This window comes from Janthinobacterium leeuwenhoeki (assembly GCF_051380795.1).
Lineage (GTDB): Bacteria > Pseudomonadota > Gammaproteobacteria > Burkholderiales > Burkholderiaceae_D > Janthinobacterium.
In genome coordinates this window covers 1-24,709 of sequence record NZ_JBNYXT010000054.1, presented here as the reverse complement: position 1 = coordinate 24,709, position 24,709 = coordinate 1, and the positions used below count along the sequence as shown (strand labels likewise).

Sequence of the window (24,709 nt, the reverse complement as noted above, 5' to 3'; positions counted from 1 at the left end):
GATGACCATAGCAAGTTGGTCCCACCCCTTCCCATCCCGAACAGGACCGTGAAACAACTTTGCGCCGATGATAGTGCTGCAACCAGTGTGAAAGTAGGTTATCGTCAGGCTTGTTATATAAAAAAACCCCGCTAGCTGCGGGGTTTTTTTTCGTCTGCAGCATTCATCGCACTAGATGCCCCAGGTAATGCTTTCACCTTCCGCCTTGGCCGCGCGCAGCATTTCCATCAATGGATAGGCGCGCTGTGAAAAATGCACTTTCTGCGCACGTGCATGTGTGCCCGTTTCGCCATCTTCCAAGGTTTCCGGCGTATGCGCATCGTGTTCGATGTCATTTTCCGGATGCAGTTTGCTTTCCGCGACTTCTTTTTCCAGCAAGGCCAGGGCATCGCCCGCTTCCGCTGGCGTGATGACGCCGCGCGTGGGATTCTTGTGCAGGATGTCGAGGATACGCTGGGCATGTTCCTGGTACATCAGCACTTCAGGGGAAGATTTGGATTTGAATGAGATCAACATAAGCGCTTTCTGAAACTTGTTGTTAGTGTCGAAACAATATCACGACTTGAAATGTCGCACAGGCCGTCCAATTGCCCGGATTGCATATTTGCAAGCCGGATACGGCCATCTGTTGGACAACGCACGCATTTACAAGGGCTGGCTGAGCGTGAAAATATCCATTTAAGCGATCATTAAGTCTCAATCCAGTTTTACCGAGTCCATGAAGGTGTTGATGGTGTCACGCGACAGCTTGCTTTCTTCACCGAGAATGATGATCTGGAAGATGTGCTTGTCCTGCGCCATAAAACGCCCGACCAGCAAGACGGGCTTGCCTTGCTGCGTGCCCGTCGCTTCGATGCTCAGCGAGCTGCGTTGATGGCTGCCGGCCGCCGTACTGCTGGCAGCCGAGGCCAGCTTTTCGCTGCGCACGGTGCCGTTGATATTTTTCAACAGGGCCGTCTTCATGGCGGGCAGGGCTGCCTGTGCCTGTTCCGCGCTGTCGAGCACCGCGCTGCCGATGGCGAAGGTAGCGCCATCGACTTCGCTGGCCGTCATGGTCAGGCTGACTTTCTTGCCATCGAGATCGACCTCGCGTGTCAGTACGGCCGGCTTGCCTGGAAACAAGGCCGTAAACTGGGCATCGGGGCTGCGGTAGTCGCGCCAGTCGAATTTCGGACTGCAGGCTGACAGGACGCTGGCAGCCGCGAGCGTCGCCAGAAAGAGGGCAAGTGATGTTTTTTTCATCAGCAGATGGTAGCAGTACCGTCAATCACGCGCAATCGCGTACGCGTGGCGTTCACTGGCCGCCTTACATTTCACGCAGCACGCGCCGGTACTGGATCGCTTCGGCAAGGTGCGCTTGCGTGATGGCGGGGCTGTCCGCCAGGTCCGCGATGCTGCGCGCCACGCGCAGTACCCGGTGGTAGGTACGGGCAGACCAGTGCAATCGCGTCATGGCGCCATGCAGCAACTGTTCGCCATGTGGCTCCAGGCGGCAATGCTGTTCGATTTCCGTGTTGCTCAGGCGCTGGTTGGATTTTCCCTGGCGTGCCAGTTGCAAGGCATAGGCTGCCGCCACCCGCGTGGCGATGCGTTGCGTGCTTTCGCCGGCGCCGGCCTGCCGCCCCAGCGCCGCCGGCGGCAGGGCGGCCACTTCAATCTGTAGGTCGATACGGTCGAGCAACGGGCCGGACAGGCGATTGTGATAGCGCAGCACGGCGTCTGGCGTACAGCGGCAACGGCCGGAAGCGTGACCTAGATAGCCGCACGGGCAGGGATTCATGGCGGCGATCAACTGAAAGCGGGCTGGAAACTCGGCCTGGCGGGCCGCGCGTGAAATGCTGATCACGCCCGATTCCATGGGTTGGCGCAGCACATCGAGCACCCGGCGCTGGAATTCGGCGATTTCATCGAGAAACAGCACGCCGCAGTGTGCCAGCGAGATTTCTCCCGGACGTGGCACATTGCCGCCGCCCACCAGGGCCACGCCGGACGCCGTCTGGTGCGGTGCCCGATAGGGGCGGCGTTTCCAATGTTCAACTTTGAAGTGGCCGCCCAGCGAATGCACGGCAGCCGATTCCAGCGCCTCCTCATCGCTCATGGGCGGCAGTACGCCGGGGAAGCGGCTGGCCAGCATGGTCTTGCCTGCACCTGGCGGTCCCACCATCAGGACGTTGTGACCGCCCGCTGCCGCCACTTCCAGTGCGCGCCGCGCCTGTTGCTGCCCTTGCACGTCGGCAAAGTCGGGATAGGGAAAAGCGTGCACTGCCAGCACGGGCTGGTGGCGCTGCAGGGCTGTCTGGCTGGCGGGCGCAGCAAAATGCGCGCAGACTTCGAGCAGGCTATGGGCGGGATAGATGCAGGCATCGCTGACCAGTGCTGCCTCGTCCGCGTTCGCCTGCGGCAGGATGAAGGCGCGTGGCGCACCCGACTGGCTGCGCTGCATGGCAAAGGTCATGGCCAGGGCGCCGCGGATGGGGCGCAGCTGGCCCGATAGCGACAGTTCGCCCGCGAATTCATAGCGGTGCAGTTGGTCGCCCGGCAACTGGCCGGAGGCGGCCAGGATGCCCAGCGCAATGGGCAAGTCGAAGCGGCCCGATTCCTTGGGCAAGTCTGCGGGCGCCAGATTGGCCGTAATGCGTCGCGCCGGCATGTCAAAGCCGCAGTTTTGCAGCGCGGCACGAACGCGGTCGCGCGATTCCTTCACTTCCGTATCCGGCAGGCCAACAATCGTAAACGAGGGCAAGCCGTTGGCAAGGTGGACTTCGACACTTACCTCGGGTGCCTCCATGCCGGCCAGGGCGCGGCTTTTCAGGACGGCCAGACTCATCAGACTCCCCTGTGGCGCGGGCGCGCGCAGGGTCAGTCTAGCGCTTGAAAAGGAAAGCGGCTTGAGGTATGCCAGCAGGGCCGCCGATAACGGGGCCTTGCTGCCGGCATGTTACACCTTGGCCTTGGACTCGTTCAGGCGCGTTTCCAGTTCGATCAGTCGCAATTCCAGCGCGTCCAGCTTGGCGCGGGTCTTGGCCAGCACTTGCGCCTGGATATCGAATTCTTCGCGCGTGACGAGATCGAGGCGGGCGAAGCCCTGGGTCATCATCGATTTCACATTTTTCTCGATATCCTTGGCCGGCGAATTTTCGATGGCTTGGTGGATCTTGCCTTGCAAGTCGTTAAAGAAGGTATTCATGTCCATGGTCAGTCCTTTTATGGTGCGGCCTGTGCATCGCACCATTGCGGTGCACAGCGGCGTTAATCTGGTGCGTAACTGGGCGCTTCATCGTGCTTCAGCAGTCCGTATTCGCATTCCTGCTGGTGTGCAGGGTATGTGTGGACGGAAATGCACCTGTCAAGGTAGCAAGAGAGCTGGCACGTATTCTGCTAAAGAAGTGATGAACGCTTTGTGATCTCCAGCCAAGATTTTAAACCTCAACCGCTTTAAAAGTTCAATAAAAGGGAATCGCCATGAAGAATCTGTCCAAGAACATGACTTTAGTAGCAGCGTTGACGCTGGCCATGACCGCCGTGTGCGGTAGCGCCCTGGCCCAGGATGCAGTGGCGGCGCCTGCTGCAGCCGAAGCCGTAGCCGATAACGTGGTGAGCTACAACGTGGCGCTGACCAGCGACTACCGTTACCGCGGCATCTCGCAAAGCCGTTTGAAACCGGCCATCAGCGGTGGTGCCGACTATACCCACAATCCGACGGGCCTGTATGTGGGCACCTGGTTGTCGAGCATCAAATGGATCAAGGATGGCGGCGGCGATACCAACCTGGAATGGGATATCTACGGCGGCAAGCGAGGCGAGATCAGCAAGGATTTTACCTATGACGTGGGCGGCTTGTACTACTTCTATCCGTCGAATGGGCTGAGCACCAATGCGAACACCTTCGAGCTGTACGGCCAGCTCGGTTATGGTCCGCTGTACATCAAGTACTCGCACTCGACCACCAATCTGTTCGGCGTCGCCGACAGCAAGAACAGTGGCTACCTCGACGTGGGCGGCAACTTCGACCTGATCGACGGCTACATCATGAACGTGCATGTGGGCCGCCAGAAAGTCGAGCACAACGATGCCCTCAGCTACAACGATGTCAAGATCGGCGTGACCAAGGACTTCGGCATGGCGACCGTTTCCCTGGCTGCCGTGAAGGCCAATATCACGTCGCTGGCACCGAACGGCAAGAATCTGGCGAAATCCGGGCTCGTGCTGACCGTGTCCAAAACCTTTTAAGCGAGACTGCCATGAAAATGATTACTGCAATCATTAAACCGTTCAAACTGGACGAAGTACGCGAAGCCTTGTCGGCTATCAATGTGCAAGGCATTACCGTGACCGAAGTGAAGGGTTTCGGCCGCCAGAAAGGTCACACGGAACTCTACCGTGGCGCCGAGTATGTTGTTGATTTCTTGCCAAAAACCAAGATTGAAGCGGCCGTCGATGACGCCATTGTCGACCAGGCCATCGAAGCGATCGAAGGTGCCGCGCGTACAGGTAAAATCGGTGATGGCAAGATTTTCGTCTACAACCTGGAACAGGTCATCCGCATCCGTACCGGTGAAACCGGCAACGAAGCGCTCTAAGGGGAATATTGATGCATAAAAATATAACAAAATTGCTCGCCGGGATAGCCTGCCTGTGTGCGTTTGGCGTCGCCACGCCGAGCTTTGCCGATGCGCCCGCCAAGACGGAGGCGGCCACGACCACGGCCGTCGCCGCCCCCGCCGTCACGCCGGTTCCTGACGCAGCAGTACCGGCGGCCGCAGCTCCAGCCCCGGCTGCTGCCGCGCCAGCTGCTGCCCCTGTCGCCAACAAGGGCGACATCAGTTTCATGATGATCAGCACTTTGCTGGTGATCTTGATGACAATCCCCGGCCTGGCCCTGTTTTACGGCGGCCTGGTGCGCTCGAAAAACATGCTGTCGGTGCTGATGCAAGTGTTCATGGTGTTCGCGCTGGTCATCGTGTTGTGGTGTATTTATGGCTACTCGATCGCCTTCACGGAAAAAACGGCCTTCTTCGGTGGCTTCGACCGTCTGTTCCTGAACGGCATCTGGGATCCGGCCAAGGGTACGTTTGCCGCCGCCGCCACCTTCAGCAAGGGCGTCGTCATTCCCGAGTTCGTCTTCGTCGCTTTCCAGGGCACGTTTGCCGCCATCACCTGCGCACTGATCGTCGGCGCCTTTGCCGAGCGCGCCAAGTTTTCCGCCGTGCTGGCCTTTGTCGTGCTGTGGTTCACGTTCGCCTACCTGCCAGCGGCCCACATGGTCTGGTTCTGGACGGGTCCTGACCTGATCACCAGCGCCGCCACCTCGGCCAGCGAAGCCCTGAAGGCAGGCTGGATCTGGCAAAAAGGCGCGCTGGACTTCGCCGGTGGCACCGTGGTGCACATCAATGCCGCCGTCGCCGGCCTGGTGGGCGCCATCATGATCGGCAAGCGCGTCGGCTACGGCCGCGAATCGATGGCGCCGCACTCGCTGACGATGACCATGATAGGCGCATCCTTGCTGTGGGTGGGCTGGTTCGGTTTCAATGCGGGCTCCTCCCTGGAAGCGGGCGACGTGGCTGCCCTGGCCTTCGTCAACACGCTGCTGGCCACGGCCGCCGCCACCCTATCGTGGGTGTTTGGCGAGTGGATCAGCAAAGGCAAGCCTTCCATGCTGGGCGGCGCGTCCGGCGCGGTGGCCGGCCTGGTGGCGATTACCCCGGCGGCCGGCTTTGTCGGCCCGATGGGCGGCCTGGTCATCGGCTTGCTGGCCGGTGTGGTCTGCCTGTGGGGCGTGAATGGCTTGAAGCGCCTGATCGGCGCCGACGATTCGCTCGACGTGTTCGGCGTGCATGGCGTGGGCGGTATCCTGGGTGCCTTGCTGACGGGTGTGTTTGCTGCGCCACAGCTGGGCGGCCAGGGCGTTTTCGACTATGTCACCAACAAGATGTCGGCGGATCCGTATTCGATTGGCCACCAGGTGTGGGTGCAGGCGCAAGCCGTCGGCACCACCATTCTCTGGTCTGCCATCGTCTCCGTCATCGCCTATAAACTGGTCGACATCGTCATCGGCCTGCGCGTGCCGGAAGAAGAAGAGCGTGAAGGCCTCGATATCACCAGCCATGGAGAGCAGGCATATCATGGTTAAATGATAATTGTCTGGCATGCCAGCGCCCCGGCGCGGTATGTCCGGCTGGAAAAGGCGCCTCATCGAGGTGCCTTTTTTTCGTTGTGGGAATGTAAAAGGTCTTTAAAACAAGGCTTTTGCCCCGATTTGGGGTACTTACACGGTAATATAGTCGGCAGTTCTGTGTGCTTTTTTGAATACTGCACATAATTTAAGGATGTAACTATGGTTCCCCATCTCGTCACGGCCCTGACCGGACCCCTGCTCGACCTCGAAAAAAAGATTCTGGCCGCGACGCCGGCCATTGAGCGCTGGTTTCGCATGGAGTGGCAAGAGCACACGCCGCCCTTCTATTGCTCGGTAGACTTGCGCAATGCCGGCTACAAGCTGGCGCCCGTCGATACCAATTTGTTCCCTGGCGGTTTTCATAACCTGGCCACGGAAATGCTGCCCTTGTCCGTGCAGGCTGCCATGGCTGCCATCGACAAGTATTGCCCGGACGCCCGCAACCTGCTGATGGTGCCGGAATTGCACAACACCACGCCGCAATACTTGCAAAACGTGGCGCGATTGATGCAGATCTTCCGCCAGACGGGGCTGCATGTGCGCCTCGGCTCATGGTCGCCCGAGATCACCCAGCCGACACCGCTGGCGTTGCCAGATGGCAACATGCTCGTCATCGAGCCGCTCGTGCGCCTGAATAACGGCCGCCGCCTGGGCTTGAAGGATTTCGACCCGTGCACGATTCTGCTGAATAACGACTTGTCGGACGGCATCCCCGATATCTTGCAAAATATTCATGAGCAAAGCCTGCTGCCGCCCTTGCATGCGGGCTGGGCCTTGCGCCGCAAGAGCAACCACTACACGGCCTATGATGAAGTGGTGAAAAAATTCGGCAAGATGATCGATGTCGACCCGTGGATGCTCAATCCTTTCCACGCCAAGTGCAGCGACGTGAACTTCCAGGAAGGCGAGGGCGAAGACGCGCTGGCCGCCAGCGTCGACGTGCTGCTGGCCAAGATCCGCAAGAAATACAAGGAATACGGCATCAAGGAAAAGCCTTTCGTCATCGTCAAGCCCGATGCGGGCACGTATGGCACGGGCATCATGACGGTGCGCGACGCCAGCGAAGTGCGCGACTTGTCGCGCAAGCAGCGCGACAAGATGTCCATCGTCAAGGACGGCAAGGTCGTCACCGACGTCATCATCCAGGAAGGCGTGCCGACCTTTGAAAGCATCAAGGATGCCGTGGCTGAGCCCGTCGTCTACATGATCGACCGCTACGTGGTGGGTGGCTTTTACCGCGTGCATGCGGAACGGGGGGTGGACCAGAACCTGAACGCGCCTGGCTCGCAGTACGTGCCGCTGGCGTTTGCCCAGCAGCATGCCGTGCCGGATTTGAAGGCCAAGCCGGGCACGGCCGCGCCGAACCGCTTCTATGTGTATGGCGTGGTGGCGCGCCTGGCCTTGCTGGCCGCGTCGCTGGAAATGGAGCGCACGGACCCGAATCCCGAGGTGTATTGATCCATCCCTGCCGCTTGCCGGGCGCGGTGACTACCGCGCCTGGCGATCTCGGCTAGAATCAAGCATTCCTTATCCAGGTTCCCCGATTGGACGCACCATGAAAATTGCATTCCTTGCCGACCCGCTGGCAGGCTTCAAGACTTACAAAGATTCCACTTTCGCCATGATGCGCGAGGCGGCCAAACGCGGCCACGCCGTCTACGCCTTCGAGCAGAAGGACATGGCGCTGGAAGAGGGCATCGTCACGGCATTGGTCAAACACATCGAGCTGACAGGCGACGAACACGACTGGTACAAGGTGGTCTCCACCGAAGAAGTGCGCCTGTCGACCCTGGACGCCATCATCGAGCGCAAGGACCCGCCGTTCGACATGGAATACGTGTACGGTACGTATTTGCTGGAACTGGCGGAAAAGCAGGGCGCGCACGTCTTCAACAAGCCGTCCGCCATCCGCGACAACAATGAAAAGCTGGCTATCGCCCAGTTTTCCGAATTCACCTCGCCGACCCTGGTGACGTCGAACGAAGCGCGCCTGCGCGCCTTCCACGCCAAGCACCAGGACGTCATCTTCAAGCCGCTCGACGGCATGGGCGGCACGGGCATCTTCCGCGTCAAGGCCGATGGCCTGAACCTGGGCGCCATCATCGAGACCTTGAGCGAGAACGGCGCGCAAACCATCATGGCGCAGCGTTTTATCGCCGACATCGACAAGGGCGACAAGCGCATCCTCGTCATCGGTGGCAAGCCGGTGCCGTTTTCGCTGGCGCGCATCCCGCAGGCGGGCGAAGTACGGGGCAACCTGGCCGCCGGCGGCAAGGGCGTGGCGCAGCCATTGACGGCGCGCGACCTGGAAATCGCTGAAAAACTGGGCCCGATCCTGGCCGCGCGCGGCCTGATGCTGGTAGGATTGGACGTGATCGGCGACTATCTGACGGAAGTCAATGTCACCAGCCCGACCTGCTTCCAGGAAATCATGCAGCAGACGGGTTTTGACGTGGCGGCCATGTTTGTCGACGCCGTCGAGCATGGCGTTGCGCAAACGCAGCAGCGCTAAAAGGTGAAATGACTATGGTAGGGATTTTGCTCATGACACATGCACCGCTGGGACAGGCATTCATCGCCGCTTGCGCGCATGTGTTTCGGGGGCCAACGGAACGTTTTGAAGCCATCGACGTCGTCGCCGACCAGGATCTGGGGGAAGTGCAAAAGATGGCGTCGGACGCCATCTGCCGCCTCGATGACGGCTCTGGCGTGCTGGTGATTACTGACGTAAAGGGCGGCACGCCGTCGAACTGCTGCAACAAGCTGGCCGATGCGGGCAGGGTGGAAGTCATCGCCGGCATCAGCTTGCCGATGCTGCTGCGCGCCATCACGTATCGCCGCGACACGCTTGACGTGGTGGTGGAGATGGCGCTGGCCGGTGCGCAAAGCGGCGCCGTGCGCGTCGATAACCGCATTCGCGTGGGCGAGTAAAGAGTGACATGGCCGCCGCCCTGAAGGCGGCGGGTTTTATAGGCAAGGGCTGGCAATAATGCAGTGCATTCAGGGATAGAGACCATACAAAAATGATTCAAAGAGAACTCGAAATCATCAACAAGCTGGGACTGCACGCACGCGCCTCCGCCAAATTTACCCAGCTCGCCGCCAAGTTCAAGAGCGACGTCTGGCTGACACGCAACGCGCGCCGCATCAACGCCAAGTCCATCATGGGCGTGATGATGCTGGCTGCCGGCAAGGGCGCGAAAGTGACCCTGGAAGCCGAGGGTGATGATGAGCTGGCATGTGTCGATGCGCTCACCGCCCTGATTAATGACAGGTTTGGCGAAGGCGAGTAATGCCCGCCGAACGCAGCCGCAGCCGCATTCCGACAGGTCACCCCATGGCATCTTTCACGCTCCACGGCATCCCGGTCTCCCGCGGCATCGCCATTGGCCGCGCGCACCTGCTGGCGCCGGCCGCCCTTGACGTCAAACATTACCTGGTCGCCCAGGAACAGATCGAAGCCGAAGTCCAGCGCCTGCAAAGCGCCATCGCCACCGTCCACAAGGAACTGCAAACCCTGTGGAACGAGTTGCCCAAGGATGCGCCCACGGAACTGGGCGCCTTCATCGATGTGCACGCGCTGATCCTGTCCGATCCGATGATTTCCGAAGCGCCGCTCGACATCATCCGCAAGCGCCACTACAACGCCGAATGGGCGCTGCTGACGCAGATCGATGAATTGTCGGCCCAGTTCGACGAAATCGAAGACCCGTATTTGCGCGAACGCAAAGCCGACATCCAGCAGGTTGCCGAACGCGTCTTGAAAGTCTTGCTGGGCACCGAGCAGCTGTTGCCCAAGGCGACCGCCGAAGATGAATTGATGGCGCAGATGATCGTCGTCGCCCACGATATCTCGCCGGCCGACATGCTGCAGTTCCGCGACCGCTCCTTCATCGGTTTCATTACCGACGTGGGCGGGCAGAACTCGCACACCGCCATCGTCGCGCGCAGCCTGGATATCCCGGCTGCCGTCGGCATGTCGCAGGCGTCGATGCTGATCGAACAGGACGACTGGCTGATCATCGATGGCGACGCCGGCGTGGTCATCGCCAACCCCAGCACGCTGGTGCTGGAGCAGTACCGTGAGCGCCAGGTGGCCATGCAGCGCGCGCGCAAGAAGCTGGGCAAGCTGAAAAAGACGCCGGCCGTGACCAAATGCGGCACGCCCATCACCCTGCTGGCGAATATCGAATTGCCCGAGGATTGCGCGTTTGCGCTGGAATCGGGCGCCAGCGGTGTGGGTCTGTTCCGCTCCGAATTCCTGTTCATGGGCCGCGCCCACAAGATTCCCACCGAGGACGAGCAGTTCGAGGCGTACCGCAACACGGTGCAATCGATGAAGGGCCGTGTGGTGACCATCCGCACGCTCGACATCGGTGCCGACAAGCCGCTCGACCAAGCCGACCATACGGCCTTGAACCCGGCCCTGGGCTTGCGCGCCATCCGCTACTGCCTGGCCGAACCGCAATTGTTCCTGACGCAGCTGCGGGCGATTCTGCGCGCTTCGGCTTTTGGCAAGGTGCGCATCCTGATTCCCATGCTGGCGCATGCCTTCGAGATCGATCAGTCGCTGGCCATGATCGCCCAGGCGAAGGCCAGCCTGCGCGAGGAGGGCGTCAAGTTCGACGATGAAGTCGAAGTGGGCGCCATGATCGAGATACCGGCCGCCGCGCTGGCGCTGCCCATGTTCGTCAAGCGCATGGATTTCCTCTCGATCGGCACGAATGATCTGATCCAGTACACCTTGGCCATCGACCGGGTCGACTACGAAGTGGCGCATTTGTACAATCCGCTGCACCCGGCCGTGCTGCAACTGATCTCCATGACGATCGCCGCCGGCCACAAGGCGGGCATCGACGTGGCCGTGTGCGGCGAAATGGCGGGCGACGTGAAGCTCACGCGCTTGCTGCTGGGCATGGGACTGCGCGAGTTTTCCATGCACCCGGCACAACTGTTGGCGGTCAAGCAAGAGATCCTCAACAGCGATCTGGGCCAGATTGCACCACAAATGCGCAAAATTATGCGTTCCATGGAGCCAAATGTGATCGCGGAAGCTGTCCAGCAACTGCAGCTCATGTAAACTGTCATCTTCTCAGCATCAGGACACATCGCGCGCGGCAAGAGGTGTCCTGATGCTAAAGTTGCAGCACCTATCATCGCGGTGCTGCATCGACCATGGCCCGTGGGGCCACCCCCTTTTATAAACCGACACACATGTCATCCATTGGAATCGTTTCGCCGCAAACCATGTATTTTGCGCAACCCCTGCAGCTGCAAAGCGGAGCATCGCTGCGGGACTATATGTTGATGTATGAAACCTACGGCAGCCTGAACGCCGACAAATCGAACGCGGTGCTGGTTTGCCACGCCCTGAATGCCTCGCACCACGTGGCTGGCGTCTACGCGGACGAGCCGAAGAGCACGGGCTGGTGGGACAATATGGTCGGTCCCGGCAAGCCGCTCGACACCAACAAGTTCTTCGTCATCGGCGTCAACAACCTGGGTTCCTGCTTCGGTTCGACGGGCCCCATGCACACCAATCCCGCCACCGGCAAGCCATATGGCGCCTCTTTTCCCGTCGTGACGGTGGAAGACTGGGTCAGCGCGCAGGCGCGCCTGGCCGATGAACTGGGCGTCAAGCAGTTCGCCGCCGTGATGGGCGGCTCGCTGGGCGGCATGCAGGCGCTGGCGTGGAGCATCATGTTCCCCGAGCGGCTGCGCCACTGTGTGGTGATCGCCTCGACGGCCAAGCTCTCGGCACAGAACATCGCCTTCAATGACGTGGCGCGCCAGGCCATCCTGTCCGACCCCGATTACCATGGCGGCGACTTCTATGCGCACGGCGTGGTGCCGAAGAACGGCTTGCGCGTGGCGCGCATGGTGGGCCACATCACGTATCTGTCGAACGACGACATGGCCGAAAAATTCGGCCGCAAGCTGCGCGATGCGGCGCAGACGGGCGACTACAAATTCGGCTTCGGCATCGATTTCGAGATCGAATCGTACTTGCGCTACCAGGGCGACAAGTTCTCCGAGTACTTCGACGCCAACACGTATTTACTGATCACCAAGGCGCTCGACTACTTCGACCCGGCGCGCGCGCATGGCGGCGACCTGGCCAAGGCCCTGTCGGGCACGAAGGCCAAGTTCTTCCTCGCCTCGTTCTCAACCGACTGGCGCTTCTCGCCCGAGCGCAGCCGCGAAATCGTCGAGGCGCTGGTGTGCAACCGCCGCCAGGTGACCTATGCGGAAATCGACGCGCCGCACGGCCACGACGCCTTCCTGCTGGAAGATGCGCGCTACATGAATATGGTGCGCGCCTATTATGGCCAGGTATGGAACGACATAGGGGCGGGCTTGCCCGCTCCTGCACAGCACACCGCCGTCCGCCAGGGCGCGAAGGAGACCGCATGACTTTTGACGAATTGAGCGCGCTGCGCCCCGACCTGGCCTTCATCGCCCACTGGGTGCCGAACAACGCGCACGTACTGGACGTGGGCTGCGGCGAAGGCGTGATGCTGCAGTACCTGCAAAGCGACAAGGAGTGCAGCGGCTATGGCATCGAGATCGCCGACGACAAGGTGCTGGCCAGCACCCTGCGCGGCGTGAACGTGATTCAGCAAGACATGGAAAAGGGCCTGGCCATCTTTGGCGACAACAGCTTCGATACGGTGCTGTGCCTGTCGTCGCTGCAGATGATGAAGCAGGTCGAGCCGCTGCTGCGCGACATCGTGCGCGTGGGCGCCGAGGCCATCGTCTCGTTTCCCAACTTCGCCTATTGGCCGCACCGCGTGGCATTGCTGAAAGGGCGCATGCCCGTGTCGAAATCGCTGCCGTATCAGTGGTACGACACGCCCAACGTGCGCTGCGCAACCATCAATGACTTCCGCGAACTGGCCGAGGAATGCGGCCTGGAAGTGATCGAATGCGTGGCCCTGGCCGAAGGCAAGATGGTCTCCGTGCTGCCGAACCTGCGCGGCGACCTGGCCGTCTTCCGCCTGCGTAAAAAAGCGGTGCACTGATGACCAAAAGCCCGGCGCCTGGCTGGCGTTCCTATGCCAATGGCCGCATGCTGGCCGTGCTGGTGCTGGGCTTCAGTTCCGGTCTGCCCCTGTTCATCCTGCTGTATCTGCTGCAGGCATGGCTGGCCAAGTCGGGCTTGAACGTCAAGGCGCTGGGGCTGTTCGCCCTGGTGCAGTTTCCGTATATCTGGAAATTCCTGTGGGCGCCCCTGATGGACCGCTACCGCATCCTGGGACTGGGACGCCGGCGCGGCTGGATGGCCGCCACGCAAGTGGCGCTATTCTTTGCCATCGGCGGCATGGGCATGCTGGATCCGCTCACGCAGATCGGCCTGATCGCGGCGGCTGCCGGTGGCGTGGCCTTTCTGTCGGCCAGCCAGGATATCGTCATCGACGCCTACCGGCGCGAAATCCTCAGCGATAACGAGCAGGGCCTGGGCGCCGCCGTCATCGTCAACGCGTATAAAGTGGCGGGCATGGTGCCGGGCGCGCTGTCGCTGATCCTGGCCGACCGCATGCCGTGGCAGCCCGTCTTCTGGATCACGGCCGCCTTCATGTTGCCGGGGTTTGTCTGCACCTTGCTGATCAGGGAGCCGACCGTCTATGGCTCGCCGCCGAAGACCATGCGCGAAGCGATCATCTTGCCGTTCCAGGAGTTCATTGCGCGCGATGGTTGGCGTAACGCAATGTGGATCCTTGCTTTCGTATTACTCTACAAAATCGGCGACAGCATGGCCACGGCGCTGGCGACGAAGTTTTATCTGGATCTGGGTTTTTCCATGACGCAGATCGGCCTGGCCGCCAACACCACGGGTTTCTGGGCCAGCCTGGCCGGCGGCGTGGTGGGCGGCATATGGATGCTCAAGCTGGGCATCAACCGTGGCCTGTGGGTGTTTGGCGCGCTGCAGGCGATCGCGATTTTGGGATTCGCCTGGCTGGCGCAGGTGGGGCCGAACACCATGCTCTTGAGCGCCGTGATCGGTTTTGAAGCTTTCGCCAGCTTGGGCCTGGGTGCCGCCGCCTTTGTCGCGTTCCTGTCGCGCACCACGGACCCGCGCTACACGGCCACGCAATATGCACTGTTTTCCAGCCTGAGCGCCGTGCCGCGCACCTTGATCAATGCCTCGGTGGGCTTTCTGGTCGCCGAGCTGGGCTGGTTCTCGTTTTTCATCGTTTGCTTCTTCCTGGCCTTCCCGGCCATGATGATGCTGCCTAAAATCGCTCCATGGAGGTCTGCCAATGGCACCAATATCCCTTAAACGTTACACCATCCTGGCCAGCCTGTGCGCGGCCACCGCGCTGGCGCCGCTGTCCGTCTTCGCCCAGCAGGCGACGGTACAGGATGGCATCAAGGTGCGTCCTTTGTCGACTTCGCGCATCTTTGCCGGCGGCGCCGATTTCAATGCAGAATCGAAGCAGCAATATACGCAGCTGGTCAACGAAGCGAAGGAAAAAAATGCGCTGGTGCCGGACAGCGATCCGCAGGTCAAGCGCCTGCGCGCCATCGCCCAGCGCATCATCCCGTTCGCCACGCGCTGGAACGAGGCGGCGGCCAGCTGGAACTGGCAGATCAACCTGCTCAATTCGGACGAGGTCAACGCCTTTTGCATGCCGGGCGGGCAGATCGCTTTTTACAGCGGCATCATCACCAAGCTGAACCTGACCGACGATGAAGTGGCCGTCGTCATGGGGCATGAAATTTCGCACGCCTTGCGCGAACACTCGCAGGCGCAGGCAGGCAAGGGCAACCTGGCCGCCGTTGGTGCCAAGCTGGCCGGCGCCGGCCTGTCGGCCTGGCTCGGCGTCGACCCGAATCTGACCAGCACCGCCACGAACATGGCGGCCAAGGGCGTGATGCTGAAGTTCTCGCGCGACGATGAGCGCGAAGCGGACCTGATCGGCATGGACCTGGCCGCGCGCGCCGGTTTCGATCCGCGCGCCGGCGTGGTGCTGTGGCAGAAGATGGCGGCCGTGAGCGCGGGCGCGCCGCCGGAATTCCTCTCGACCCACCCGTCGGGCAAGGACCGCATCTCGCAGATGAACAGCCACATGGCGCAAGTGCTGCCCCTGTACGCGCGCAGCAAGGGCGTCAGCGTGGACGCCTTGCCGCCATACCGCAGCAACGCCATCGCGCAGCGCTAGGATGTCGAACCGCCACACCGCCGCACCCTTGCCCATGCGCGACGGCGTGGCGCCCAGCTATCTGTGGCTGCCGGAAGGGCAGTGGCCCGACATGCTGTCGTTTCTGCTCGATCGCTATCCGCAGATCAGCGCCGCGCAATGGCAGGATCGCATGGCGCGCGGTGACGTGGTCAATGGCGAGGGGGGCGTGCTGGCGCCCGACAGCGCATACCGGCGCGGCATGCGCATTTTTTACTACCGCGAGCTGGAACGCGAAACGCCGATCCCTTTCCAGGAAGAGATCCTGTTCCAGGACGAGCACCTGGTGGTGGTCGACAAGCCACACTTCTTGCCCATGACGCCGGGCGGGCGCTTCGTGCAGGAGACCTTGCTGACGCGCCTGAAGAAAAACCTGGGTTGCAGCGAGCTGACGCCGATTCACCGCCTCGACCGCGAGACGGCTGGCGTGGTGATTTTTTCGCGCCAGGTGGCCAGCCGTGGCGCCTATCAGTCCCTGTTCCAGCGCCGCGAAGTGTGCAAGACGTACGAGGCGCTGGCGCCGCGCCTGGCTGGCCGTGATTTTCCATTCACCTACCGCAGCCGCATGGTCGAGGGCGCGCAGTTTTTCCTCATGCGCGAGGAGGCGGGCGAGCCGAATTCGGAAACCATCATCGATGTGATCGAGCGGCGCGGCGCGGTGAACCTGTACCGGCTGCAGCCGCACACGGGCCGCAAGCACCAGCTGCGCGTGCACCTGGCCGCGCTGGGCATCCCCATCGTCAACGATGCGTTTTACCCGGTGGCCTTGCCATGCAAGGAAGACGACATGTCACAGCCCTTGCAACTGCTGGCGCGCGCGATCGATTTCACTGACCCTTTGAGCGGCGAGCCGCGCCATTTTGAGAGCCGGCGCATGCTGGCGTAACCCGACACCCCCATTGGCGTGTCAACCATGTTGTCGGATTACGGCCCTGCGGTCCTAATCCGACCTACGATAGATCAGGCGTAGATCGGCTTAGCGCGAAGCGCGTAAGCCGACAACACCCGCGACGTGTCAAAGATCAGCCCTTGACCGTGTAATCGATAATCAAGGGCGCGTGGTCGGAAAAGCGCTCGTCCTTGTAGACGCTGACCGTGTGCGCCTGGGCCGCGATGCCGGGCGTGGCGACGTGGTAGTCGATGCGCCAGCCGACGTTTTTCGCGTAGGCTTGCCCCCGGTTGCTCCACCAGGTGTACTGGTCTTCGCGCTTGTCCAGGCCGCGGTGCACGTCGACAAAGCCCACTTCGTCGAAGACGCGCGTCAGCCACGCGCGCTCTTCCGGCAGGAAGCCGGAATTTTTCTTGTTGCCCTTCCAGTTCTTCAGGTCGATTTCGTGGTGGGCGATATTCCAGTCGCCACAGATGACCACTTCACGACCCAGCGCCTTCAATGCCAGCAGATGCGGCAGGAACAGTTCCATGAAGCGGAATTTGGCTTCCTGGCGCTCCGGGCCGGACGAGCCGGATGGGCAGTACACGGAAATGACGGACAGCAGGCCAAAATCACAGCGCACGTAGCGGCCTTCGGCGTCGAATTCAGGGTTGCCGAAGCCGATATGCACGGCGTCCGGTTCGACCTTGCTGTACACGCCCGTGCCGGAATAGCCTTTTTTCTCGGCGTAGTGGAAATGGCCATGGTAGCCGTGCGGATTGAGGAATTCCGGCGTCATGTCGGGCAGCTGCGCCTTCAATTCCTGCACGCAGATGAAATCGGCCGTCTGCGTGCCCATCCAGTTGAAAAAGCCTTTTTTAGCGGCGGAACGGATGCCGTTCAGGTTGGCGGAGATAATTTTTGGCATAGGTTGAGAGTGAAAGAGCGCTGGACGGGGCCGGCGGGCGCGGCATGGCGATTGTCTCGCCGGTGCGCGCGGATTAAAATACAGGCACTTTTAAAAAATGAGGCTAATGTGAATAATTTACGCCAGCAGTTTATCGCGTTTTCAGTATCCAAGGGAGTCTTGCGGTTTGGCGAGTTCACCACCAAGGCCGGACGCCAGTCGCCGTACTTCTTCAATGCGGGCCTGTTCCATGATGGCGCCACCCTGGCCGAACTGGCGCAGTTCTACGCGCAGACCCTGCTCGACTCGGGCGTGGAATTCGACATGCTGTTCGGCCCCGCCTACAAGGGCATCACCCTGGCGTCGGCTACCGCCGTGGCGTTGGCCGGCAAGGGTCGCAACACCTCGTTCGCCTTCAACCGCAAGGAAGCCAAGGACCATGGCGAAGGCGGTACCATCGTCGGCGCCAAGCTGCATGGCAAGGTTGTCATCATTGACGATGTGATCTCGGCCGGCACCTCGGTGCGCGAATCGGTGGACATGATCCGCGCCGCTGGCGCCGAGCCATGCGCCGTGCTGATCGCCCTGGACCGCATGGAGCGTTCGGGCCCGGACGGCCAGTTGTCGCCAAGTTCGGCGGTGCAGGAAGTGTCGAAACAGTACGGCATCCCCGTCATCTCGATCGGCAACCTGGATGACTTGTTCGGCTACCTGAATGGCGCGGGCGCCGATCCGGAACTGCTGAAATATAAAGAGGCTGTTTCCGCCTACCGCAATCGGTATGGCATTTAAGTAGTCCTCTCCAGCAGCGCCCGCAGCCGCGGGTCGCTGCAGGCGATGGCAGCTTGCGGGTGGCATTGCAACAGCCGCCGCAACAGCGCGCTACCGATGCCGCGCCGGCGGAACGGCGGTTTCACGAACAGCATGTTCACCGTCACCCCGTTCGCGCACTTGCTGATGTCTAGCATGGCCACCTGCTGGCCATCGATCCACGCGCACAGCGCGCTGTCCCCTTGCCAGTCGATCTGCATCACACCAGCCACGGTTTGAGCGCCGCATGCAGGCCCAGGGCGAACAGCCCGACAAAAAAGCATCGCTTGAATACTGGCTGCGCGATGCGCCCGCGCAGCCATTGACCGGCCAGCATGCCGGCCAGCGCCGGCAGCAGCGCATACGCGGAAGCACCCGCCGCGCCCAGGCTGAAGTCGCCGTGCAGGGTCAGACTGGCCCCCAGCGCCACGGTCGATACGGTAAACGCCAGGCCCAGCGCCTGCACCAGCGCATCGCGCGCCAGTCCCAGCCCTTGCAGATATGGCACGGCGGGGATGACGAAGACGCCCGTGGCGGCCGTCACCAGCCCTGTCAAGGCACCTGCCACGGGCCCCAGCCAGGCTTCGTGCCGCACCGGCACGCGCAACTGCAGCGAGAACAATCCCGCCAGTGCATACAGCATCAGCGCCACGCCCAGCGCGGCGGCGGCCCAGGCGCCGCTGTCGTTCGGCAGCAGGGCGCCGCCCGCCAGGGTGCCGGCCATGACGGCTGCCAGCATGGGCCACAAACGGCGCAGCAGGGCGCGCAGGCCGGGGCCGGCCGCCAGTTGCCAGACATTCGTCACCATCGATGGCACGATCAGCAGGGCGGCCGCCTGCACGGGCTGCATGACGAGGCTGAGCGTGCCCATGGCTACTGTCGGCAAGCCCAATCCGACTACGCCCTTGACGAAGCCAGCGACGAGGAAGCTGGCGCCGACGGCCAGCAGGAATGATGTCTCCATCTTTTTTGTCCAGAGTGATTTTGCGTGGATTCTGCGCTTGCCCGGGGATTTCGCCAAGGTGGATTATATTGAGTCAGCCTTAGTAAAATACGAAGGCTGATAAGATGGCGAAAAGGAGAGCCGCCATGCGCTTTGATCTGGTCGATTTGCAGCTGTTTGTCAACGTGGTGGAGGCGGGCAGCCTGACGGCGGGCGCCGCGCGCAGCCACCTGGCTCTGGCTTCAAGCAGTGCGCGCGTGCGCGGCATGGAAGAAATGCTGGGCATGCCCCTGCTGCTGCGCGGGCGGCGCGGCGTGGAGCCGACGCCCGTGGGCCAGACCTTGCTGCATCACGCGCGCCTCGTATTGTTGCAAATGGAGAAAATGCGCGGCGAACTCGGCGAATTTGCGCGCGGCTTGAAAGGGCAGTTGCGGCTGCTGTGCAATACGGCCGCGCTCAGCGAATTTTTGCCCGAGGCGCTGGGCGCTTTTCTCGACCGCCATCCGAACCTGACCATCGACCTGGAAGAGCGCCTCAGTTACGATATCGTCAAGGCCGTCTCGGAAGGGCTGGCCGACATGGGCATCGTCTCCGATTCGGTCGACATGCGCGGCTTGCAGACGTTTTTGTTCCGCCCCGACCGGCTGGTGGTGATCGCGGCGGCCGACGGTGTGCATCACCGCGCGCTCGGCCAGGATGGCGTCGTCGACTTTGCCAGCGTGCTGGATCACGATTTCATCGGCCTGGCCGACGACAGCGCGATGCAGCAGTACCTGGGCATGCATGCGGCGCGCCTGGGTCGCCCATTGAAGGTGCGCGTGCGCCTGCGCAGTTTCGATGCCGTGTGCCGCATGGTGGCCAGCGGCGTGGGCATCAGCGTGGTGCCGCTGGCGGCGGCCAGCCGCTGCCAGCAGACGATGGCGCTGCGCTGCCTGGAGTTATCCGATCCCTGGTCGGTACGCAATCTCACCATTTGCGTGCGCCAGTTCAGTGAATTACCCCTGTATGCGCGCCAGTTGATCGATCATCTGAAGGCGTGACAGGGCATGACAGGAGCAGCGATGCGTTTTTCAGAAGACAAGATGGCCAGTTTGCTGTGCAGCGACCAGGTCGAGCGGCCCATCCACATCTGGCAGCCACCACAGCCACAACGTCCCCGCGCCGTGATCCTGGCGATCCACGGCGGCATGGCGCATGCGGGCGATTACGTCACGCCGGCGCTGACCTTCCGTCAGCATGGCTTCGCCACCGTCAGCTTCGACATGGTGGGTCACGATGGCAAACGCAAGGTCGATATCCCTTCGTTCGATGCCTTCCTCGACGACGCGGAACTGTTCCTCGCCTGGGTCAAGCAGGCATATCCCGGCGTGCCGATTTTCATCATGGGCCATTCCATGGGCGGCCTGATCGCCACGCACCTGGGGCTGCGGCGCTTTGCGGGCGACCCGGCTATCAAAGGCTTCATCATCTCATCGCCGTATTACGTGAATGCGATTCCAGTGCCGAAGGTGCTGCAGATGCTGTCGGGCTGGCTGGCGCGGCGTTACCCCACGATGAAGGTGCCGCTGGGAAACTTGACCATGTTGCTGACGCACGATCAAAGCATCACTGCGCGCCATTTCCAGGACGAGCGCGATGGCATACGCGCCAGTGCGGCGTCGGTACGCTTCGCCCATGCATTGACGTCGGCGCAAAAGGAACTGGCGGGCGGCTTGTCGGATTGGCGCTTCCCCCTGTTCGCCGTGGTGGCCGGCGACGACAAGCTGGCCGACAGCGGCGCCACGCAAAGCATGCTGCGCAGCGTGCCCGATGGCCTGCTCGATTATCATTTTTATCCGGCCAATTATCATGAGAATTTCAATGAAGTGAACCGCGAGGTGATTTTTGCCGCCATCCTGGCCTGGATGGAAAAACTGCTGGCACCCGTGCCGGCTTGAGGGCCAGGTATCGATATAATCGGATAAATGGATTTTACCGCCGGCACCTGCCGGCCCGGTCCCCGCGGCACAGGGGAATACTCAAGGAACGAACGATGCGCTTGCTGATTGCCCTGTTACTCCCGTGGCTGACCTTTTTCACCATTGGCCGCCCCATTGCCGGCATCATTTGCCTGATCCTGCAAATCACCTTGATCGGCTGGCTGCCAGCGACGATCTGGGCCGTGTATGCGCTGAGCCAGTACAAGACGGACCAGAAGATCGCCGAGGCCATGCGCCGGCGCTAATCTTCTAAGACAGGCCTAAGCTGCGCTTCCTATCTTGATTCAAGCGACATGAGGAGATTGATATGGCATCAGACAGACGCGGTACCTTGAACCTGGCGGCGGCAATGCTGGCCGCCGGGCTGTTGCTGGGAAGTGCGGCGCAGGCGCAGACTGACAGCGCACTGCCGCCCGTGCAGAAAAGCGGGGCGGTGGAATACCTGAGCGGCGGCATCGGCCTCGACGAATCGACGGCCATCCAGAGCGCCAGCCGGCAATGGCCCTTGAGTCTCGTGTTTTCCGTGCAGGCGGCGGGCAAGGCGGAATTTGCCTCCGACGTGAAGCTGGAAATACGCGACGCCAAGGGCGCCGTAGCGCTGGAAACGACGGCCAGCGGACCGTTCCTGCTGGCGAAACTGCCGCCGGGCAGCTACAGCCTGCGCGCTACCCTGGCCGGCAAGGCCCTGGAACGCAAGGTGCAGGTCAAGGCGGGCAGCTCTGCGCGGGTGGAGCTGGTCTGGCCGCCGGGAACGAACCAGGGCCGGCCTTGATGCCGGGCGACTGCAGCCCGATCAACTGACCGCGAGTACGCGCCCTTCGGCGGCGCTTTGCAGTGCCAGTTCGATCAGGCGTATCGTCGCCGCAGCATCTTCCGCCGCCACGGGCGCCGGTGCTCCGTGGCGGATGGCGTCGGCCATGCCCTGGTAAAAGTCCTGGTAGCGGCCCGCCTGCATATCGAGGTGTTCACAATGGCCGTCCGCCTGGGTACCCAGGTGCAGCGCGCCGCGCACGGGATCCACGCCCCAGCCGGACTGTCCCGGCCTGCCGCCCGCCTTCAAGGCGTCTTCCTGCGGGTCGAGGCCAAACTTCACGAAACTGCCCTTGTCGCCATGCACGGCGAAGCGCGCCGTCGGCGCCTTCACCAGGCAGCCCGCTTGCAGCACCACGCGCAGCCGGTCGTAGTACAAAACGATGTGCATATAGTCGACTGCTTGCGCGCCATCGCGCTGCAGGGCGATATCGGCGTACAGCTTTTCAGGCTGGCCGAACAGCTGCATGGCCTGGTCCAGCATGTGCGGGCCCAAGTCGTACAGCAAACCGCCGCCCGGTGCGCCGGACTCGCGCCAGCGCTGGCGGATCTCGGGGCGGAAACGGTCGAAATGCGATTCGACGCTGGCGATGCGCCCCAGCGTACCCTGCGCCAGCAGCGCTTTCAGGGTCAGGAAGTCGCCATCCCAGCGCCGGTTGTGATACACGCTGAGCACCAGCTTGCGTTCTTGCGCCAGCGCGATCAGGCTCTGCGATTCAACGCTGGAAATGGTGAAGGGCTTGTCGACCACCACGTGCTTGCCCGCTTGCAGGGCCGCTTGCGCCAGGCTGAAATGCGCTTCGTTGGGCGCGGCGATGACGACCAGCTCGATGGAGGGATCGGCAAACAGTTGCGCCGCTTCCGCATACACGGTGGCGTTCGGCCAGTCCTTGTGCACGAGTTCAGGTTTGCTGGAGGCGACGGCCGCCAGTTCCAGGGCATCGATGGTAGACAGCACGGGAGCGTGGAAGGTGGAGCCGGCAAAGCCGTAGCCGACCAGGCCGGTTTTGATCTTGTTCATGGCGTGTACACAGGTGCGTGGAAGAATCCATGATCATACCCGCAAGCGGGCGGCGGCAGCGCTGTTGCACTGCTGCTGCGCTGCCGCCGCCCCCGCATTAGTTCAGGCTCCAGACGTATTGCACCTTGACGCTGGCGCTGACAGGCTTGCCGTCAGCCAAGGCCGGCTTGAACGTGCACTTGGCGATCCCGCTGCGTGCTGCCTCGTCGAGGGCCGGATGGCCGCTGCTTTTGACCACGCTCGAGCCCAAGACCTTGCCGGCGGCATCGATGTCGAAGGACATGTTGACCGTGCCCTCTTCCTTCGCCTGTAGCGATGCGGCTGGATAGACCGGTTTGCCGCAGACGCCAAAGTCGATGATGGGACGGCGCTCCAGTACCGGCGCACTGTCGGCGGCGACGGCCTGGCCGTAGATGCCGAGGCAGGCGCCGGCCAGTGCCAGCAGCGGCACGGCCGCTTTCCAGTTCAGGGTTTGTGGTGCAGGGCGCAGCAATCGTTTGATACGTGACATAAGATCTCCTCCGTTGGCCGCCTGGGCCAGGTGGTGGGTTGAGAACTGGAGACGTTCCAGTTCCGAGAGTGCAAGAGCCAGACGCCGCGGTTCGCCCAGTTGTCTTGCTGCGAAATCATCTGCAATATGTTCGCGTTCGAGGCGCACGCCGCGTGAAATCCACCAGACGGCAGGGTGGAAGAACAGCAGCGCTTCGATGGCGTTTTGCAGCAGGTTGACCAGATAATCGTGGCGCCGGATGTGCGCCAGTTCGTGCACCAGCAGCGCATCGAGCAGGTGTGGCGGCATGCCGGTAATCAGCGCTGCAGGCACCAGCACCATGGGGCGCCAGATGCCCGCCGTCAGCGGGCTGGCAATCCCGTCGAGCACGCGCAGGCGCACGGGCCGGGTCACGCCGGCGTCTTGCGCCATGCCCGACAAGCGCGCCTGCCAATGTCCATGGAGGCTGCCGGTCTGGCTGGCGCTGCGTGCTATCCACAGCATGCCCAGCGCCATGCGCACGGCCAGCATGGCGGCGCACAGCGCCCATACGCCGACGATGGCGCGCAGCAACAGGTCCAGGTCGGGCAGGCTGTCTGGCGCCAGCAGGGCTGTGGGCAGCAAGGGACTGGTGAACAGGGCGCCCGTGGCATCGCCACCGGCCAGGCGCAGATACAAGCCCGCCGCCGGCCATGCCAGACAGGCCAGCAGGGCGCCGCAACCGACGGCGTAGCGCGCCTCGGGACGCGCATTACGCAGGGCCGCCCACGCCAGCGCCGTGGCGCAGCCGATCAGCAAACCTTGCCACAGGAAGTGCAGCAGGGTCCAGCCCAGCGCTGGCACGAAGCCGTTCATGCTTGATCATCCTTGAGCATTTTTTCTATCTCTTCGCGTTCGGTGCGCGACACGCCCGTGCGCAGGGCCGCCAGCACCAGCGCCTTGGCCGAACCGGCAAAGGCTTTCTGCATCAATTCCTTGAGCAGGTTCGTCTGCAGGCTGTCCTGCGCCTGGGCCGGCGCGTACACGTGCGAGCGCTGGCTTGCGTCGCGGATCAGCAAACCCTTGCCGTGCATGATCTGCATCAGGCGCAGCACGGTGCCGTAGGTGATGGCCGGCTTGGCCAGCGCCATCGCCTCGTGCACCTGCTTGGCCGTAGCGGCGCCCAGTGGCCACAGTGCTTGCAGCAGATCGAGTTCGGCCGCCGTCGGTTTCGGGATGTCGTGCGTCTTGGCCATGCTGTTTTCCTTTTGCCTGAAATTCAATAAGGTTAGATTAGACGTTATAGACAAAAATGTATACTTTAATTTTCAATGCCGTATAAACGCCTGTCCAGCATGGTGAAAAATGTAGACAAGCTTGTTTATGAGTGGAGTGGCCAGGCGAAAAAAAAAGACGCCGTAGCGTCTAATGCCGTTCAGTTAAGACTGAACGGCATTTTTATTTGGGGCTTGTAAACGTCAGTGTCTGCTGTTAACCTGCCTGGCTATGCTCGACGATACTCTCCACTTTCTTGCCAACCAC

General features: G+C 61.9%; 28 protein-coding genes and 1 rRNA gene. 19 read left to right on the top strand and 10 right to left on the bottom strand.

The annotated features are described in order from the left end of the window. Positions 1 to 110: ribosomal RNA gene (rrf, locus tag ACQ4WS_RS24550) — 5S ribosomal RNA — on the top strand; the annotation flags it as partial. Positions 111 to 171: 61 nt separating this feature from the next. Here the strand turns inward: rrf and ACQ4WS_RS24545 are convergent. The 4 genes from ACQ4WS_RS24545 to ACQ4WS_RS24530 form a co-directional block, all read right to left on the bottom strand. Beyond that, positions 172 to 516 (bottom strand): DUF1840 domain-containing protein, encoded by a 345-nt coding sequence (locus tag ACQ4WS_RS24545; protein WP_436479582.1) that lies wholly within the window; start codon positions 514 to 516, stop codon positions 172 to 174. A gap of 180 nt (positions 517 to 696) precedes the next feature. Continuing rightward, complete coding sequence (locus ACQ4WS_RS24540; RefSeq protein WP_436479581.1) at positions 697 to 1,242, bottom strand: hypothetical protein; 546 nt, start codon at positions 1,240 to 1,242, stop codon at positions 697 to 699. Positions 1,243 to 1,306: 64 nt separating this feature from the next. Next, a complete protein-coding gene (locus tag ACQ4WS_RS24535; RefSeq protein ID WP_436479580.1) occupies positions 1,307 to 2,827 on the bottom strand; it encodes a YifB family Mg chelatase-like AAA ATPase in 1,521 nt (506 codons plus the stop codon). Positions 2,828 to 2,938: 111 nt separating this feature from the next. Continuing rightward, complete coding sequence (locus ACQ4WS_RS24530) at positions 2,939 to 3,193, bottom strand: accessory factor UbiK family protein (RefSeq protein WP_436479579.1); 255 nt, start codon at positions 3,191 to 3,193, stop codon at positions 2,939 to 2,941. A 269-nt stretch (positions 3,194 to 3,462) separates the two neighbouring features. On the opposite strand from ACQ4WS_RS24530, the gene ACQ4WS_RS24525 reads away from it, so the two are divergent. The 13 genes from ACQ4WS_RS24525 (at position 3,463) to ACQ4WS_RS24465 (ending at position 16,243) form a co-directional block, all read left to right on the top strand. After that, complete coding sequence (locus ACQ4WS_RS24525; RefSeq protein WP_436479578.1) at positions 3,463 to 4,230, top strand: TorF family putative porin; 768 nt, start codon at positions 3,463 to 3,465, stop codon at positions 4,228 to 4,230. Between the two features lie 11 nt (positions 4,231 to 4,241). After that, positions 4,242 to 4,580 carry a P-II family nitrogen regulator gene (locus ACQ4WS_RS24520; RefSeq protein WP_010393464.1) on the top strand — a complete coding sequence of 113 codons (339 nt, stop codon included), beginning with the start codon at positions 4,242 to 4,244 and terminating at the stop codon, positions 4,578 to 4,580. Positions 4,581 to 4,591: 11 nt separating this feature from the next. Next, complete coding sequence (locus ACQ4WS_RS24515; protein ID WP_436479577.1) at positions 4,592 to 6,130, top strand: ammonium transporter; 1,539 nt, start codon at positions 4,592 to 4,594, stop codon at positions 6,128 to 6,130. 204 nt (positions 6,131 to 6,334) lie between these two features. Next, positions 6,335 to 7,633 (top strand): glutamate--cysteine ligase, encoded by a 1,299-nt coding sequence (gshA, locus tag ACQ4WS_RS24510; RefSeq protein WP_101483765.1) that lies wholly within the window; start codon positions 6,335 to 6,337, stop codon positions 7,631 to 7,633. Between the two features lie 97 nt (positions 7,634 to 7,730). Next, a complete protein-coding gene (gene gshB, locus ACQ4WS_RS24505; RefSeq protein ID WP_436479576.1) occupies positions 7,731 to 8,687 on the top strand; it encodes a glutathione synthase in 957 nt (318 codons plus the stop codon). Positions 8,688 to 8,701: 14 nt separating this feature from the next. Continuing rightward, positions 8,702 to 9,106, top strand: coding sequence for a PTS sugar transporter subunit IIA (locus ACQ4WS_RS24500; protein WP_436479575.1), 405 nt, complete (start codon positions 8,702 to 8,704; stop codon positions 9,104 to 9,106). 92 nt (positions 9,107 to 9,198) lie between these two features. Continuing rightward, entirely contained in the window at positions 9,199 to 9,468 is a 270-nt protein-coding gene (locus ACQ4WS_RS24495; protein WP_099380004.1) for an HPr family phosphocarrier protein, read from the top strand. Positions 9,469 to 9,512: 44 nt separating this feature from the next. After that, positions 9,513 to 11,255 carry a phosphoenolpyruvate--protein phosphotransferase gene (ptsP, locus tag ACQ4WS_RS24490; protein ID WP_436479574.1) on the top strand — a complete coding sequence of 581 codons (1,743 nt, stop codon included), beginning with the start codon at positions 9,513 to 9,515 and terminating at the stop codon, positions 11,253 to 11,255. Between the two features lie 134 nt (positions 11,256 to 11,389). Then, the gene (metX, locus tag ACQ4WS_RS24485) at positions 11,390 to 12,589 is read left to right on the top strand and encodes a homoserine O-succinyltransferase MetX (protein ID WP_436479573.1); all 1,200 of its coding nucleotides are present in this window, start codon (positions 11,390 to 11,392) and stop codon (positions 12,587 to 12,589) included. Then, positions 12,586 to 13,197 carry a methionine biosynthesis protein MetW gene (gene metW, locus ACQ4WS_RS24480; RefSeq protein ID WP_070222822.1) on the top strand — a complete coding sequence of 204 codons (612 nt, stop codon included), beginning with the start codon at positions 12,586 to 12,588 and terminating at the stop codon, positions 13,195 to 13,197. The genes metX and metW overlap by 4 nt, the downstream gene beginning before the upstream one ends. Further along, positions 13,197 to 14,456, top strand: a complete 1,260-nt coding sequence (locus tag ACQ4WS_RS24475; protein ID WP_436479572.1) for an AmpG family muropeptide MFS transporter — start codon at positions 13,197 to 13,199, stop codon at positions 14,454 to 14,456. The genes metW and ACQ4WS_RS24475 overlap by 1 nt, the downstream gene beginning before the upstream one ends. Next, positions 14,437 to 15,339: a M48 family metallopeptidase gene (locus tag ACQ4WS_RS24470; RefSeq protein ID WP_436479571.1), complete on the top strand. Its 903-nt coding sequence runs from the start codon at positions 14,437 to 14,439 to the stop codon at positions 15,337 to 15,339. Before ACQ4WS_RS24475 ends, ACQ4WS_RS24470 begins: the two co-directional genes overlap by 20 nt. 1 nt (position 15,340) lies before the next feature. Continuing rightward, complete coding sequence (locus tag ACQ4WS_RS24465; RefSeq protein ID WP_436479570.1) at positions 15,341 to 16,243, top strand: pseudouridine synthase; 903 nt, start codon at positions 15,341 to 15,343, stop codon at positions 16,241 to 16,243. A 136-nt stretch (positions 16,244 to 16,379) separates the two neighbouring features. Here the strand turns inward: ACQ4WS_RS24465 and ACQ4WS_RS24460 are convergent, their stop codons facing one another. Further along, a complete protein-coding gene (locus ACQ4WS_RS24460; RefSeq protein WP_436479569.1) occupies positions 16,380 to 17,156 on the bottom strand; it encodes an exodeoxyribonuclease III in 777 nt (258 codons plus the stop codon). Between the two features lie 108 nt (positions 17,157 to 17,264). Here ACQ4WS_RS24460 and pyrE point away from each other — a divergent pair, with 108 nt between their 5' ends. Then, on the top strand, positions 17,265 to 17,927 hold the full coding sequence (pyrE, locus tag ACQ4WS_RS24455; protein WP_010393161.1) for an orotate phosphoribosyltransferase: 663 nt from the start codon (positions 17,265 to 17,267) through the stop codon (positions 17,925 to 17,927). Here pyrE and ACQ4WS_RS24450 read toward each other — a convergent pair. Continuing rightward, positions 17,924 to 18,166, bottom strand: coding sequence for a GNAT family N-acetyltransferase (locus tag ACQ4WS_RS24450; protein WP_436479568.1), 243 nt, complete (start codon positions 18,164 to 18,166; stop codon positions 17,924 to 17,926). The genes pyrE and ACQ4WS_RS24450 overlap by 4 nt on opposite strands. Further along, positions 18,166 to 18,909: a sulfite exporter TauE/SafE family protein gene (locus tag ACQ4WS_RS24445; RefSeq protein WP_436479567.1), complete on the bottom strand. Its 744-nt coding sequence runs from the start codon at positions 18,907 to 18,909 to the stop codon at positions 18,166 to 18,168. Before ACQ4WS_RS24445 ends, ACQ4WS_RS24450 begins: the two co-directional genes overlap by 1 nt. A 125-nt stretch (positions 18,910 to 19,034) precedes the next feature. On the opposite strand from ACQ4WS_RS24445, the gene ACQ4WS_RS24440 reads away from it, so the two are divergent. From ACQ4WS_RS24440 to ACQ4WS_RS24425, 4 genes are all read left to right on the top strand, one after another. Next, complete coding sequence (locus tag ACQ4WS_RS24440; RefSeq protein WP_034749390.1) at positions 19,035 to 19,928, top strand: LysR family transcriptional regulator; 894 nt, start codon at positions 19,035 to 19,037, stop codon at positions 19,926 to 19,928. Positions 19,929 to 19,949: 21 nt separating this feature from the next. After that, positions 19,950 to 20,825 carry an alpha/beta fold hydrolase gene (locus ACQ4WS_RS24435; protein ID WP_436479566.1) on the top strand — a complete coding sequence of 292 codons (876 nt, stop codon included), beginning with the start codon at positions 19,950 to 19,952 and terminating at the stop codon, positions 20,823 to 20,825. Positions 20,826 to 20,920: 95 nt separating this feature from the next. Beyond that, entirely contained in the window at positions 20,921 to 21,112 is a 192-nt protein-coding gene (locus ACQ4WS_RS24430; RefSeq protein WP_034749384.1) for a YqaE/Pmp3 family membrane protein, read from the top strand. A gap of 62 nt (positions 21,113 to 21,174) precedes the next feature. Then, positions 21,175 to 21,639, top strand: coding sequence for a carboxypeptidase regulatory-like domain-containing protein (locus tag ACQ4WS_RS24425; protein ID WP_436479565.1), 465 nt, complete (start codon positions 21,175 to 21,177; stop codon positions 21,637 to 21,639). 21 nt (positions 21,640 to 21,660) lie between these two features. Here the strand turns inward: ACQ4WS_RS24425 and ACQ4WS_RS24420 are convergent, their stop codons facing one another. The 3 genes from ACQ4WS_RS24420 to ACQ4WS_RS24410 form a co-directional block, all read right to left on the bottom strand. Further along, entirely contained in the window at positions 21,661 to 22,698 is a 1,038-nt protein-coding gene (locus ACQ4WS_RS24420) for an oxidoreductase (protein ID WP_436479564.1), read from the bottom strand. A 97-nt stretch (positions 22,699 to 22,795) separates the two neighbouring features. Further along, positions 22,796 to 24,043, bottom strand: coding sequence for a TonB family protein (locus tag ACQ4WS_RS24415; protein WP_436479563.1), 1,248 nt, complete (start codon positions 24,041 to 24,043; stop codon positions 22,796 to 22,798). Then, positions 24,040 to 24,423 carry a BlaI/MecI/CopY family transcriptional regulator gene (locus ACQ4WS_RS24410; RefSeq protein ID WP_436479562.1) on the bottom strand — a complete coding sequence of 128 codons (384 nt, stop codon included), beginning with the start codon at positions 24,421 to 24,423 and terminating at the stop codon, positions 24,040 to 24,042. Before ACQ4WS_RS24410 ends, ACQ4WS_RS24415 begins: the two co-directional genes overlap by 4 nt. Positions 24,424 to 24,709 lie beyond the last annotated feature (286 nt).